The sequence below is a fragment of the Halomonas alkalisoli genome, from assembly GCF_021412585.1.
Classification (GTDB): Bacteria; Pseudomonadota; Gammaproteobacteria; order Pseudomonadales; family Halomonadaceae; genus Halomonas; species Halomonas alkalisoli.
This window is the reverse complement of the sequence record NZ_JAKCMI010000032.1, coordinates 59,883-72,423: the sequence shown is the minus strand read 5'-3', so window position 1 is coordinate 72,423 and position 12,541 is coordinate 59,883. Positions and strand designations below refer to the sequence as shown.

The window sequence follows — 12,541 nt, the reverse complement described above, 5'->3', positions numbered from 1 at the left end:
CTTTTCTTGAGATCCTGCATTAGCCCCCTGCAGGTCTTCAGGCTGGGTGGCGTCATAACCTTACCGCTTTCCACTGTCCGGTTTGTACGATTTGTCTTCAGGTGCGGATTCAGCCGTCCACTGCGAACAAGCCGCTCTCTCCGAGCTCTCTAGGGGCTCCTCCAGATCGTTGCCACTGCCAGGCGCCATGTGGCCATGCGCTCGTCCTCTGCTAGCTGGGTCAGGGACTCGGGAGATAAACGACGCAGCCAGGCGGCCTGCTATTCGTGCCGGATGCCCCAGGGGCAGGCGATCTGTCAGCCAGGCCATGGCTGACTCGGGGTCTAACGATTTTGGGGGCATCAGTGTATAGGCTCGACGCTATTCCCCCTTAGATGGGGTATATCGGGGGGCAGTGAAATGTCCAGACACAAGAAAGGGGCCCGAAGGCCCCTGTTCATGCGGTTTCTGGTGTTTCCTGGGAAGTCCTGAAACCTTGTATTGGTGGAGGCGGCGGGGATCGAACCCGCGTCCGCCGGCACTCGCTCTTCGGCTCTACATGCTTAGGTCCGTTTTTTGATTTAACGCGGCTGGCTCCAACGGGCAGGATCCAGCAACGCGATTCCTCAAAGGTTTAGCGATTGACGTGAGGACGCCGTCAACCGCGATCCCATCATTTTTAGCTCATATCCCGTCCGCAATGAATGGGCACATCGCTTCGGGGCCGGGCTAGAAGCTAACAGCTATTAAGCTGCCAGCGCGCCCTGAGCGTAGTTGTCGTCGTTTGCGACTATTTAGTCGTGATGTTGGATTTACGAGATACATCACGCTCTCGGCATGCACCTAGGAGGTTGTCACCAGCGTCGAAGCCATGTCGCCCCCGTAGCAGGCCCATCATATCAGCATGGGCAGTAGTGTGACACCTGTTTGCTGGCTGGGTTCAATCGGTTCACGCAGCCTGCGAACCCGTCAGGCCTTGGTCTGTTCCCGCATGATGCGGCCCTTCTGGCGCTGCCAGTCCCGATCCTTCTCGGTGGCGCGCTTGTCGTGGAGCTTCTTGCCGGTCACCAGGGCCAGCTCGCACTTCACCTTGTTACCCTTCCAGTAGAGCTTCAGCGGCACACAGGTGTGCCCCTTCTCCTGGGAGCGCGAGAAGATCTTGGCGATCTCCTTGCGGTGCAGCAGCAACTTGCGGGTGCGCGTGGGGTCGGCAAGCACATGGGTGCTGGTGGTGTTGAGCGGCATGATGTGACAGCCCAGCAGCCACGCTTCGGCATCCTTGATCAGGATGTAGGTGTCCGTCAGCTGTGCCTTGCCGGCGCGCAGGCTCTTCACTTCCCAGCCGGCCAGCACCAGGCCGGCCTCGAAGGTCTCGTCGATGTGATACTCGAAACGCGCCTTCTTGTTCTGGGCGATGGTGCTGCTGCCTGGGCCCTTGCCCGCGGCTTTCTTGTTGGCCATGGTACCTCGTATCGTGTTCGGCCTTTGGCGACCTCCCCTTCGATATGGGGGGAAGCGTGATACCATTCAAGGCGTGAAATAACCGCTCATGATACGCCTTGGGCACTGTGAAGTCAGCGGAGAGCTCCATGCCATCGGTCAATCGTTCCGCCCTGGTGCGGCACACCCCTCAGGACATGTTCGACCTGGTCAACGATTTCGAGCGTTACCCGGAGTTTCTGCCCGGGTGCCGGCGGGCACGGCTGGTCGAGCGAGACGAGTCGCACCTGATCGGCGAGATGACCCTGGGGCGGGCCGGCATCGAGCAGAGCATCATGACCCGCAACGACCTGATCGAGCCGGAGCGCATCGAGATGTCGCTGGTGAGCGGCCCCTTCAAGCGCCTGCGCGGCCGCTGGTTGTTCATTCCCATGGGTGAGGACACCTGCAAGGTCTGCCTGGAGATGGAGTTCGAATTCGCCAACCGCCTGCTCGGCATGGCGTTCGGCAAGCTGTTCCAGCAGGTGGCCGGGCAGCTGGTGGACTCCTTCACGCGTCGGGCCGATGACGTCTATGGCCGCTAGTGATGGGCGTCTCGAAGGGGGGCTCCACGTCGAAGTGGCCTTTGCGCTGCCCGATAGGCAGCGCATCGTCGCCCTGACGGTGGCGGAGGGGACCACGGTGCGTCAGGCCGTGGCCCAGGCCGAGCTGGCCAAGCATTTCCCGGAGGTGGCGCCCGAAACCTTCGAGCGGGCCGACCTGGGCATCTTCGGCAAGCCGGTACGCGATCCCGACACGCAGCTTCTGCGGGAAGGGGATCGGGTCGAGGTCTACCGCCCGCTCACGATCGACCCCAAGGCGGCGCGTGCCGAGCGCGCCCGCACTAAACGCTGATGTTCCGGGTAGGTCGACAGCTCAGTTGAAGGAGAGCTGCATCTTGATGGTCTGCTGGCGATCGCCCGCCAGCTCGAAAGCCTGCACCGCTTGATCGACCGGCAGGCTCTGGGAAATCAGCGGCTTCACGTCGATCAGGCCCTTCTGCATCAGTTCAACGCCGGTCGCGAACTCCTCGTGGAAACGGAAGGAGCCGCGCAACTCCAGCTCCTTGGCCGTCAGCGCCATCATCGGCAGGCTCATGTCGCCTCCCAGCCCCACCTGAGCGATCAGGCCGCGTGGTCGCAAGGCCTGTATGCCGGCCTTGACGGCCGGTTCGGCACCCGAGCACTCGTAGAGCACATCGAAATAGCCCTTGTCGGCGAAGTAGCCAGTCAGCGCGTCGGGTGTGTCGGCCATGTTGATGATGCGGTCGGCCCCCATTTGTCGTGCCACGTTCAGCGTGAAGTCGGACAGGTCGGTGGCGACGATCTCGGCGGCACCCGCTCGCCGGGCGGACAGGATGGAGAGAATGCCGATCGGGCCACAGCCGGTGACCAGCACCCGCTTGCCGAGCAGGCTGCCGAGACGGCGGGTGGCATGCAGGGTCACCGCCAGGGGTTCGGCCATGGCGGCCTCCCCGGTGGTCAACCCATCGGCCGGCACGCATTGGCGGGCATCGGCGACGAGCACTTCACTGAAGGCGCCCTGAATGTGCGGGAAGGGCATGGCGCTTCCGTAGAACCGCATGTTCAGGCACTGGTTGTGAAGCCCTTCCTGGCAATATTGGCAGGTACCACAGGGGCGTGACGGGGAGACGGCCACCAGCTGTCCTTCGCGGAGCCCCTCTACGCCGGCGCCCAGCTGCGTGATGTATCCCGAGACTTCATGCCCCAGGATCATGGGTTCCTTGAGGCGCACGGTGCTGAAGCCACCGTGCTGGTAGTAGTGCAGGTCACTGCCGCAGATACCGCCGCTGGCCAGCTTGATCTGGACTTCGCCGGGCCCCGGCTCGGCAACGGCTCGCTCCTCTACACGGAGATCCTTGGGGGCATGAATGACGATGGCTTTCATGGATGGGCTCCGTTCACAGGACCGGGGTAAGTAACGGCGCGCCGGAAAAGTGGGCCGTCAGGTTGTCGCGCATGAGCTTGCCCATGTCCTGGCGTGTCTCCACGGTTCCCGAGGCTTGATGGGGTTGCAGCAGGACGTTGCCGAGCTCGAGAAATCTCGGGTTGAGCTCAGGCTCACCTTCGAAGACATCCAGGGCGGCCGCGCCGAGCGCGCCGCTTTCCAGGGCGTCCAGCAACGCCTCTTCATCGATGTTGGCGGCACGCGATACGTTGATGATCATGCCCTCCGGTCCCATCGCCTCGATCACTTCCCGATTAACGATATGGCGCGTCTCCGCCGACGCCAGCAGGGTGACGAACAGGAAGTCCGATTGCTTCGCCAGGGCGACGGGATCCGACACGAATGCCCAGTCAGCGGCATAGGGTTTGCTGGCGACATCGCAATAGCTGATGCTCATGCCGAAGCCTGCGAGACGGAGCGCGACCTCGTAGCCGATGCGCCCCAGCCCCAGCACACCGACTCTCTTGCCCCAGACCCGCCTCTGGAGGGGGTACATGCCCTGGGCTTTCCAGCTGCCGTCACGCACCCAGGTCTCTGCCCCGATCATGCCACGGGAGTGGCAGAGCATCATGGCAATGCCAAGGTCTGCGACGTCGTTGGTCAGTACGTCGGGCGTATTGGTGACCCGAATGCCCCGCTCCTTGCAGAGCTCGAGGTCCACGCCGTCGTAGCCGACGCCGTATACCGAGATGACCTCCAGCCTTGGGCACGCCTCGATCATGGCGCGATTCGCCCCCAGGTCACCGCGGGTGGCAATGCCGCGAACATTGCCGCCGACTTCCTGGAGAAACCGGGGCTTGTCTTTCGCCTCGAAATAGCGGTGAACGGTGAAGGCGGTATCCAGTGGGCCCTGATCCCAATCCGGTAGCTCACCCACCTGCAGGATTTCTGGCTTGTTCATCTCGATCCTCGTTTACATGCCGGAATGTTATCGATACCATAGCAGTTGTCGGAATTGAATGTCGAGACAAAAACAAAGGGGTTAGCCATGTCGAATCATGCAGCACGCTTCAGCCTCGCCGGACGCCGGGCGCTGGTTACCGGCTCCTCGCAGGGCATCGGGTTCGCCCTGGCACACGGCTTGCTCGAGGCCGGCGCCGAGGTGGTCCTGAACGGTCGTGATGCCACCAAGCTGACCAAGGCCGCAGAGTCCCTCGGGGAGGTCGGCAAGGTTCACCAGCTGGTATTCGATGTCACCGACCATGCGGCGGTGAAGGTGGCGGTTCAGGAGTTCGAGGAGCAGGTGGGTGCCATCGATATCCTCGTCAACAATGCCGGGATGCAGCATCGAGCCCCGCTCGAGGAGTTTCCCGCGGAAGCGTTCGAGAGACTGATGCGGACCAACGTCAGCAGCGTGTTCAACGTCGGCCAGGCGTGCGCCGTGCACATGATCGCGCGGGGGAAGGGCAAGATCATCAATATCGCGTCGGCCCAGACGCAGCTGGCCCGGCCGGGGATTGCGCCCTATACCGCCACCAAGGGGGCGGTGGGCAATCTCACCCGGGGCATGGCGACCGATTGGGCCAGGCACGGCCTGAACTGCAATGCCCTGGCACCCGGCTATTTCGAAACCCCACTCAACGCGGCGCTCGTGGCCGACCCGGAGTTCACCGCCTGGCTCGAGAAGCGTACGCCGGCAGGGCGGTGGGGCAAGGTCGAAGAACTGGTGGGCGCCTGTGTGTTCCTGGCGTCCGATGCGTCCTCCTTCGTGAATGGGCATACCCTCTATGTCGACGGCGGCATCACTATCTCACTCTGAGGCCAGGCAGCGGGTCGTGCTGATGGGAGTTTCCGGCTGCGGCAAGACCTCGGTGGGTGCGGCGCTCGCCCTGTCGCTGGGGGGTATCTATATCGACGGTGACGACCTGCACCCCGCCGCGAACGTCGCCAAGATGTCGAGAGGCCAGCCCCTGACGGACGACGACCGCTGGCCCTGGCTGAGCGTTGTGGGGGAGCGGTTACGCACCGCCTCCGACGCCACCCTCATTGGCTGCTCGGCGCTCAAGCGCAGCTATCGCGATCACATCACCCGAGTGGCGCAGGCGCCCGTGCTGTTTCTGCATCTGGATGGCAGCCCGGAGTTGATCGCCGAACGCATGGCTGCGCGCAGCGGACACTTCATGCCCCCGGCACTGCTGCAAAGCCAGTTCGAGGCGCTGGAGCCCCCCGCGGTGGACGAATTCGCGGTGACGATCTCCATCGGCCAGCCGCTCGAGCGGATTGTCCGGGAAATCACCACCCTTCTCGAAGGAGACAAGTCATGACCCATAACGTCGCGCTGATCGGCGCAGGAGTGATGGGAGGAGCGATCGGCACTCGCCTCCTGGAAACCGGCAACACCCTGCATGTCTTCGATCTGGACCAGGAGCGGGTCGCCGAACTGGTCGCCAAGGGGGCCGCTTCGGCCAGCACGGCGGCCGATGCGGCCGCCGGCGCGGATTACGTGGTGCTCAGCCTGAATTCGCCACGGATCATACGGATGGCGGTGTTCGGAGAGGCCGGTGTCGCCATGGGCGCGCGCGCCGGCACCCTGCTGATCGACATGTCCTCCATCGACCCGGGGGCTACTCGTGAGCTCGCCGCCGAGGCTGCCGAGAAACAGTTGCGCTGGGTGGATTCCCCCCTGTCGGGTGGGGCCCCCAAGGCACTCATCGGCGAACTGACCCTGATGGCCGGCGGCAGCGAGCAGGACGTGACGGATGCCCACCGGCTGCTGCAACATGTCGCCACCAACTTCACCCACATGGGGCCCGTCGGCACGGGGCAGACCACCAAGCTGGTCAACCAGGTGCTGTGCGGCCTGGGCTTCCTGGCCGTGGCGGAGGCGACCCAGCTGGCGCTGAATGCCGGAGTAGATGCCGAAAAGATTCCCATGGCACTCAAGGGGGGCCGAGCCGACAGCGCGATACTCCAGGAGTACATGCCGCGTTTCGCTACCCGGGATTACCGTCGCACCGGCCGGATCGACAACATGGTCAAGGATCTCGACGCGGTGATGGACCTGGCGCGGGCCACCCAGACCGCCATGCCCCTGACGTCGCTGTGTGACGAGATTCACCGGCTGCTGACTGCCCAGGGGCTGGGTGGCGAGGATCAGGCAGCCCTGATGGAGCTGTTCAAGCGAACGCTGCCTTGACGGCCAGGCGCGAGCTGGAATCACACCTATGATGTCTCAGCCCAGATCAATACGGAGAGCGTACCCATGCAACAACGACAACAGATAGTGCTGGTGACGGGTGCCAGCCAGGGGATCGGCAAGGCAACGGCCGAGACCTTCCTGGCCGGTGGGGCCAGCGTCGTGCTGGCGGCGCGCCGGCTCGACAAGCTGGAAGCGCTGGCCGCGCGCTACCCGGACACGGCACTGGCCGTGGCCTGTGATGTGTGCGACCCGGACAGCGTGGATGCCTTGTTTTCTCGAATTTCCGAGACCTTCGGGCGTCTGGACGTGGTCTTCAACAATGCCGGTACCAGCCTGCCGGCCACTGAAATCGGCGATATCGACTGGCAGGACTGGCGCAACGTGCTGTCGGTCAACCTGGATGGCGCCTTCCTGATCGCCCGGGGCGCCTTCCGTATGATGCGCTCGCAGCAGCCGAAAGGCGGAAGGATCATCAACAACGGCTCGATCTCGGCCTATGTGCCAAGGATCGGTTCGGCCGCCTATACGGCATCCAAGCATGCGATCACCGGCTTGACGAAGACGATCTCCCTGGATGGTCGCAAGCATGGCATCGCCTGCGGCCAGATCGACATCGGCAACGCGGCCTCCGACATGACCGAGGCCATGAAGAAGGGCGTGCCCCAGGCGGATGGCCGCCTCACGGTCGAGCCGGTGATGGATGTCCAGCACGTGGCGGATGCGGTGTACCACATGGCCTCCCTGCCGCGGGAGGCCAATGTGCAATTCATGACCGTGATGGCCACCAACATGCCGTATATCGGCCGTGGCTGAACGGGTAGGACCCGGCCAGGCAGGCCCAATGAGAAACGAGGCATGGAATCCCTTCCATGCCTCGCTTGCATTCCGCACGGGCTGCTGGGCTCATCCCCCGGCAGGCAGGGGGAACTGGTCCGCCGAAAAGACCGTGTGGAAGACATCGCCGTCGAAGAGTTCGAACAGGCGCTTCGATGCCTCACGGCTCTCGTAGCGGGTGGCCGAGTCGAGTGCCTCGGCGATCGCTTCCCGTGAGGGGAAACGCATGGCCAGGACCATCTCCAGATGCGTGTCGGCACTGTCGCTCTCGACCTCGTGCAGCACACGGACTTCCTGCACATGGGGGAAGCGTGTCCAGAGCGGGACCAGATGCTCCTGGATGTGAGAGTCAAAGGTTGCCTGGCAACCGGGTTTCACATGGCCCCGGAAAAAAGCACAGCGGATATACATGATCGGTTCCTTGTTCTATGGGCTGTTTGTCGGGGTGGGTGGAGAGGCGGCCAATATTGTTTATGTTAACGATAACTTTCGTGGGTAAAAAACATCTCCATGAGGATGGTTGTCACCATGGCGCGATGGTCAGGTCGTTTCTCTGGGAAGTAGTGTCGGTGTCAGTTGAATGATCCGTTGAGGGAACTCAAAGGGCTTCTTGCCGGCCATGGCGTGACGATGCTCCAGCAACACCTTGGCGGTTTGCCTGCCGATCTCGGCGGCGTTCGCATCGATGGTGGTCAAGGCCGGTACACAGTGCTCGGCGATATCGTAGGCACCAAAGCCACCGATCGCGATCTGACCGGGAACATCGATTCCTCTGCGCTGACATTCGGTCAGTGCCCCAAAGGCGGACAGGTCCGACACACACATCACCGCCTCGGTATCCGGCCACTTCTCCAGAAGCTCGCGCATGGACATGGCCCCTTCATGCATGGAGATGGGCGGGGGGCCAGAGGCGACCAGGCGTGTGGTGTCCAGGCCATGCTCGGCAAGAGCGCGGATGAAGCCATAACGGCGCTCGAGACCGCGGGAGTCGCGTGATTCATCGCCTCCGATGAAGCCTATGCGGCGATACCCTCTGGCCACGAAGTGCTCGAGCATCAACCGGCCCGCCGCGGCATTGGAGAAGCCGACGGCATGACCGATGGGGTCCGGGGGAAGATCCCAGGTCTCGACGACCGGGATGCCGGCATTGAGGAGCAGCCGACGTGCCCGTGGCGTATGCTTTCCTCCGGTCAGGGTAATGGCTTCCGGGCGGCGCTGCAGGAGCTGCTCGATGAGCCGCTCCTCTTCCTGTATGTCGTAATCGGTATAGCCGAGAAGGATCTGCAGGTCCTGGGTGCGTAACCCCTCCGACATGGCCCGAACGGTATCGGCGAAGTTGGCATTGTTGATGGTCGGGACGATGACCGCGATGAAGCCGGTCTTCTGTGAGCGCAGGTTGGATGCCGTGCTGTCAAAGACATAACCCATCTCTTCGGCGATCTTCATGATTCTTTCGCGCGTGGCATCGCTCACGGTGGCGGATTGCTTGAAGGCGCGCGATACCGTCATGGGAGAGACATTCGCCGCTCGAGCCACGTCCTTCATGTTTGGCTTGGCCAATCTCGGCTCCTCCTGCACAAAAGGCTATCCTGCCAGACTCGACACGTTCCGGATGATAGACAGGTCAAACGGCTGGAGCTGGAAACTCGACAATACGGCATGTTAACGATAGCATGCCCGCCTGGCAATGCTCCATCATCAACAGGGGTAACCAACGATGTTTACCAGAAGTGCCATCTTCAAGGGGCGAGTCAAGCCGGGCCATGAGGCGGAGTTCTACTCGGCGGTGAAGGAGCGGCTGGTGCCTGCCTGGACACAGATGCTGCATGCCGTGGAGGTTCGCGTCTATCGTCCGTGCGAGGCCGAGCCACCGGGCGCCGATGTGTTCCTGGTCCAAGAGATCGACTACCCGTCGCTTGCCCATCTCGAGGAGGCCCTGGTGTCGTCCCGCCGTGAGGCGGCGGTGGAAGCACTCGAGTCGGTTCAGCACCTGTACGAAGGTCAGCACCATCACATCATCTATGAGCGTCTCTGAAATCGAGGTTGGCTTACTCACCACCGGTCCTGACGCCGCGGTATTACGTTACGGCATCAGGACCGATTGCCCTTGGAAACTTCCTCGTTTTTCTCTTGGCCTGGTAGGCTTCGCCCCTTTGCTTGACCGTAAAGCCGGACTAGGGTTGGGGCATCACTTGGCTGACGCCGTTACTGCGATGCCTCGAGAATGGCGTTCACGACCGCATCACCGTTCGCATCCGTGAAGTTGGTCCAGACGCTCTTGGTCGCCTCCTGGAAAGCCGCTCCGTCGACGTTGTCGTTCACTTCCATGCCTGATGCCCTGAGAGTAGAGATCATCTCGTCTTCTTTCGTGATAGAAAGCTCACGCTGCATGTCCACGGCGTCCTTCGCCGTTGCCAGCAGGATCTCCTGATGCTCAGGCGAGAGACCGTTGAATTTGTTGAGGTTCATGAAGAAGGCCAGCGCCGAATAGGCGTGCTGAGTCAGACTCAGATAATCTTGAACCTCGTAGAACTTGAACGATAATGTCACTGCAATCGGGTGGTCTTGGCTATCGACGACGCCGGTTTCCAGCGCCGTGTAAAGCTCTGCTACTGGGAGCTGCTGGGGCGCCGCACCGAGGGACGCAAACATGTCGTTCAGCGCCCTGGAGTTGTTGACCCGCATTTGCAGGCCCTTGACATCTTCCGGCGTCATGATCGGTCCACGGTTGTTCGTCATGTTTCGATAACCGTTCTCGGGAAAGCCGAGGGACTTCAGCCCGTGCTGCTCGAACTGGCCGCTGATCATTTCCCCGACTTCGCCGTCCAGAACTCTGTAAGCGGTCTCGCGGGTGGGAAACATGAAGGGCAGTTCGAAGGCACCGACATCCGGAATGAGGCCGGTGAGGTTGTTTGTACCCACCATCGTCATATCGATGATCCCCGAGCGCGCACCGTCGATCATCTGAGCGTCGTTGCCCAGCTGTCCGTTCGGGAAGATCTGAACGATCAGCGCGCCATCGGTGCGCTTTTCAAGCTCTTCGGCAAAGTACAGGGCCATGACGTGCTGCGGATCGCTCTCCGGGACGGGGTGTGCGAACCTGAGCGTGGTCTGGGCATAAGCGGTGGTGGCCATGCCAGTCGCGAGAATGGCTGCCAGGCTGAAGCTACGGAACGATAAGGACATGGAATTTCTCCTTCAGGTTATCCGATGAACCAGTTCATCGGGACGGTAATAAGCTCCGGCACCAGGATGAAAACGAGCAGAAGTGCAAGGTAGGCGGAGATGAAGGGCAACACGCCCTTCACGGCTACTGACATTGGCACGCGGCTGACGCCGCAGACCACGTTCAGGACATTGCCAACGGGAGGGGTGAGCAGACCGATGGAAGTATTGATGACGAACATCAGGCCGAAGTAGACCGGGTCGATACCTGCCAGCTGGACGACCGGCATCAGCAGTGGAACCAGGATCAACACCGTCGGTGCGAGGTCCATCACCATGCCGACGGCAAGCACGATCAGCATGATGACCAGCATGAGAAGCCGCGGGTTTTCCACGAGCGGCCCAAGAAGGAGGGCCAGCTGTTGTGGAAGTTGCGCCACCGTGATCAGCCAGGCTGCAACCATGGCGCAGCCCACCAGGAACATCACCATCGCCGTGGATCGGCTCGCATTGATGAGGATTTTTGCGAATAGTCGCCAGCTCATCTCGCGATAGATGACCACTGATACCAAGATTGCATAGACCGCTGCGACTACTGCGGCCTCGGTTGGAGTGAAAATGCCGAAGCGGATGCCACCGATAATGATGACAGGCAGCAAGAGAGCCCAGATTCCATCGCGGAGGGCGGTAAGACGCTCGGCCCCGCTGGCCTTCTCCATGACATCGAGATTTTCTTTTCGCATCAGCCAGCCCCAGACCAGCATCAGCGTCGCACCCATCATGATGCCGGGTGCGATACCACCCAAAAACAGATTCTTGATCGAGATATTCCCGGCAACGCCGATCAAGATCAATGGCAGTGATGGTGGGATCACTGGTGCAATGATGCCGCCCGAGGCGAGGAGCCCCATGGACGAGCCCTCGGGGTAGCCCGCCTTTTTCATCATGGGATAGAGAATGGCCACCAGTGCTGCAGCATCCGCCACGGCAGAACCCGATAGGCCGGCAATCAGGATCGCGGTGAGGACGGCCACGTAACCAAGGCCCCCCTTCCGATGCCCAACCATCACCGTTGCCATTCGGACGATCCGCTGCGACAGTCCGCCGACTGACATGACCTCACCTGCGACTAGAAAGAAGGGGATCGCCAATAGCGGGAAACTGTCGACTCCGTTGATGAGCGATTGCGCGAGTATGTCCGCACTGAAAAGCCCCATTTGCAGCATCAGCGCGATGGCGGCAAAGAGCAGTGCGAAAGCGACCGGCAGCCCGAGAAGAATTGACCCGATCAGAACACCGAGAAAGAGAACGAGAGTCATAGATGCGTTCCCTCATGCTCGTCATCCCTATCGCAAAGGGCATCCGGGTTCCAGATGCGGACGGCCGCGATAAACACCATTATTGCCCCGGATATTACGCCAGCGAGATAGAAGAGTGCGGAGGGCAACCCGGTAAGCTGTGAAGTATTGGCCCAGTTTGCATTCATCTGCTTGAATGAGCCCCAGAACAGCATGAGCATGGTAATTGTAATGATTACATAACTGAGGCGTTTCAGGATGGGGACCGCGCGTGGGAACAGCGCTACGCTGAATTCAGTTACGGCCAGGTGCTCGTTACGGCGAAGTACAACGGCGGCTCCAAGCATCACGAGCCAGACCAAGCCAAGGCGTGACAGTTCTACCGAAGGCCGAAGTCCCGAGGAAAATCCATATCGCAACACGACATTCGTGAATACCAGCAGGATCATGCCGAAGAGCAGCGCCGCCATCACGACATCGATGATTCGCCAGAGTAATCGCAGCACGCCCATCTCCTACCTCCCGATCAAGTAGACGCTTGCCGTCTATTGATGACATTCATCGATGTAAACGCACCCGTAAATCTGGCAGATGCAGGGGCATACCTTTTGCTGCGGTGCAGAGCTTGGCCTAGTCCGTGTGTTATCGTTAACATTACGCCAAATCGATAGCCTGTCAA

Annotated in this window: 15 protein-coding genes and 1 other RNA gene; 7 read left to right on the top strand and 9 right to left on the bottom strand. The window is 61.3% G+C overall.

Annotated features, from left to right (window positions below):
* Positions 1-481: 481 nt before the first annotated feature.
* Positions 482-861: a transfer-messenger RNA gene (gene ssrA, locus LY622_RS15720) on the bottom strand.
* A gap of 87 nt (positions 862-948) precedes the next feature.
* A complete protein-coding gene (gene smpB, locus LY622_RS15715; protein ID WP_234291760.1) occupies positions 949-1,440 on the bottom strand; it encodes an SsrA-binding protein SmpB in 492 nt (163 codons plus the stop codon).
* Positions 1,441-1,568: 128 nt separating this feature from the next.
* Here smpB and LY622_RS15710 point away from each other — a divergent pair, with 128 nt between their 5' ends.
* Both LY622_RS15710 and LY622_RS15705 read left to right on the top strand, forming a co-directional pair.
* Positions 1,569-2,003, top strand: coding sequence for a type II toxin-antitoxin system RatA family toxin (locus tag LY622_RS15710; protein WP_234279265.1), 435 nt, complete (start codon positions 1,569-1,571; stop codon positions 2,001-2,003).
* Positions 1,993-2,313, top strand: a complete 321-nt coding sequence (locus tag LY622_RS15705) for an RnfH family protein (RefSeq protein ID WP_234291759.1) — start codon at positions 1,993-1,995, stop codon at positions 2,311-2,313. The genes LY622_RS15710 and LY622_RS15705 overlap by 11 nt, the downstream gene beginning before the upstream one ends.
* Positions 2,314-2,334: 21 nt before the next feature.
* Here the strand turns inward: LY622_RS15705 and LY622_RS15700 are convergent, their stop codons facing one another.
* The gene (locus LY622_RS15700) at positions 2,335-3,366 is read right to left on the bottom strand and encodes an L-idonate 5-dehydrogenase (protein ID WP_234291758.1); all 1,032 of its coding nucleotides are present in this window, start codon (positions 3,364-3,366) and stop codon (positions 2,335-2,337) included.
* Positions 3,367-3,379: 13 nt separating this feature from the next.
* A complete protein-coding gene (locus LY622_RS15695; protein ID WP_234291757.1) occupies positions 3,380-4,327 on the bottom strand; it encodes a 2-hydroxyacid dehydrogenase in 948 nt (315 codons plus the stop codon).
* A gap of 87 nt (positions 4,328-4,414) precedes the next feature.
* Between LY622_RS15695 and LY622_RS15690 the strand changes: the two genes are divergently transcribed.
* The 4 genes from LY622_RS15690 (at position 4,415) to LY622_RS15675 (ending at position 7,378) form a co-directional block, all read left to right on the top strand.
* Positions 4,415-5,185, top strand: coding sequence for an SDR family oxidoreductase (locus LY622_RS15690; RefSeq protein WP_234291756.1), 771 nt, complete (start codon positions 4,415-4,417; stop codon positions 5,183-5,185).
* A gap of 22 nt (positions 5,186-5,207) precedes the next feature.
* Entirely contained in the window at positions 5,208-5,690 is a 483-nt protein-coding gene (locus LY622_RS15685) for a gluconokinase (protein ID WP_234291755.1), read from the top strand.
* A complete protein-coding gene (locus LY622_RS15680; protein WP_234291754.1) occupies positions 5,687-6,562 on the top strand; it encodes an NAD(P)-dependent oxidoreductase in 876 nt (291 codons plus the stop codon). Before LY622_RS15685 ends, LY622_RS15680 begins: the two co-directional genes overlap by 4 nt.
* A gap of 66 nt (positions 6,563-6,628) precedes the next feature.
* A complete protein-coding gene (locus LY622_RS15675) occupies positions 6,629-7,378 on the top strand; it encodes an SDR family oxidoreductase (protein ID WP_234291753.1) in 750 nt (249 codons plus the stop codon).
* Between the two features lie 90 nt (positions 7,379-7,468).
* Here LY622_RS15675 and LY622_RS15670 read toward each other — a convergent pair whose 3' ends face one another.
* Together LY622_RS15670 and LY622_RS15665 are read right to left on the bottom strand one after the other, a co-directional pair.
* Positions 7,469-7,810, bottom strand: a complete 342-nt coding sequence (locus LY622_RS15670) for a hypothetical protein (protein ID WP_234291752.1) — start codon at positions 7,808-7,810, stop codon at positions 7,469-7,471.
* Positions 7,811-7,939: 129 nt separating this feature from the next.
* Positions 7,940-8,959, bottom strand: coding sequence for a LacI family DNA-binding transcriptional regulator (locus LY622_RS15665; protein WP_234291751.1), 1,020 nt, complete (start codon positions 8,957-8,959; stop codon positions 7,940-7,942).
* 157 nt (positions 8,960-9,116) lie between these two features.
* Between LY622_RS15665 and LY622_RS15660 the strand changes: the two genes are divergently transcribed.
* A complete protein-coding gene (locus tag LY622_RS15660; RefSeq protein WP_234291750.1) occupies positions 9,117-9,434 on the top strand; it encodes a hypothetical protein in 318 nt (105 codons plus the stop codon).
* A gap of 170 nt (positions 9,435-9,604) precedes the next feature.
* Here the strand turns inward: LY622_RS15660 and LY622_RS15655 are convergent, their stop codons facing one another.
* The 3 genes from LY622_RS15655 to LY622_RS15645 are packed head-to-tail and all read right to left on the bottom strand — an operon-like array spanning position 9,605 to position 12,374.
* Complete coding sequence (locus LY622_RS15655) at positions 9,605-10,585, bottom strand: TRAP transporter substrate-binding protein (protein ID WP_234291749.1); 981 nt, start codon at positions 10,583-10,585, stop codon at positions 9,605-9,607.
* 17 nt (positions 10,586-10,602) lie between these two features.
* A complete protein-coding gene (locus LY622_RS15650; RefSeq protein ID WP_234291748.1) occupies positions 10,603-11,883 on the bottom strand; it encodes a TRAP transporter large permease subunit in 1,281 nt (426 codons plus the stop codon).
* Positions 11,880-12,374, bottom strand: coding sequence for a TRAP transporter small permease (locus tag LY622_RS15645; RefSeq protein WP_234291747.1), 495 nt, complete (start codon positions 12,372-12,374; stop codon positions 11,880-11,882). The genes LY622_RS15650 and LY622_RS15645 overlap by 4 nt, the downstream gene beginning before the upstream one ends.
* Between the last annotated feature and the right edge of the window lie 167 nt (positions 12,375-12,541).

Coding starts and splice junctions, on each gene's coding strand:
- LY622_RS15685 (WP_234291755.1), top strand. CDS start 5,208: ATGGGAGTTTCCGGCTGCGGCAAGACCTCGGTGGGTGCGGCGCTCGCC.
- LY622_RS15650 (WP_234291748.1), bottom strand. CDS start 11,883: ATGACTCTCGTTCTCTTTCTCGGTGTTCTGATCGGGTCAATTCTTCTC.
- LY622_RS15705 (WP_234291759.1), top strand. CDS start 1,993: ATGGCCGCTAGTGATGGGCGTCTCGAAGGGGGGCTCCACGTCGAAGTG.
- LY622_RS15695 (WP_234291757.1), bottom strand. CDS start 4,327: ATGAACAAGCCAGAAATCCTGCAGGTGGGTGAGCTACCGGATTGGGAT.
- LY622_RS15710 (WP_234279265.1), top strand. CDS start 1,569: ATGCCATCGGTCAATCGTTCCGCCCTGGTGCGGCACACCCCTCAGGAC.
- LY622_RS15690 (WP_234291756.1), top strand. CDS start 4,415: ATGTCGAATCATGCAGCACGCTTCAGCCTCGCCGGACGCCGGGCGCTG.
- LY622_RS15660 (WP_234291750.1), top strand. CDS start 9,117: ATGTTTACCAGAAGTGCCATCTTCAAGGGGCGAGTCAAGCCGGGCCAT.
- LY622_RS15670 (WP_234291752.1), bottom strand. CDS start 7,810: ATGTATATCCGCTGTGCTTTTTTCCGGGGCCATGTGAAACCCGGTTGC.
- LY622_RS15700 (WP_234291758.1), bottom strand. CDS start 3,366: ATGAAAGCCATCGTCATTCATGCCCCCAAGGATCTCCGTGTAGAGGAG.
- LY622_RS15655 (WP_234291749.1), bottom strand. CDS start 10,585: ATGTCCTTATCGTTCCGTAGCTTCAGCCTGGCAGCCATTCTCGCGACT.
- smpB (WP_234291760.1), bottom strand. CDS start 1,440: ATGGCCAACAAGAAAGCCGCGGGCAAGGGCCCAGGCAGCAGCACCATC.
- LY622_RS15645 (WP_234291747.1), bottom strand. CDS start 12,374: ATGGGCGTGCTGCGATTACTCTGGCGAATCATCGATGTCGTGATGGCG.
- LY622_RS15680 (WP_234291754.1), top strand. CDS start 5,687: ATGACCCATAACGTCGCGCTGATCGGCGCAGGAGTGATGGGAGGAGCG.
- LY622_RS15675 (WP_234291753.1), top strand. CDS start 6,629: ATGCAACAACGACAACAGATAGTGCTGGTGACGGGTGCCAGCCAGGGG.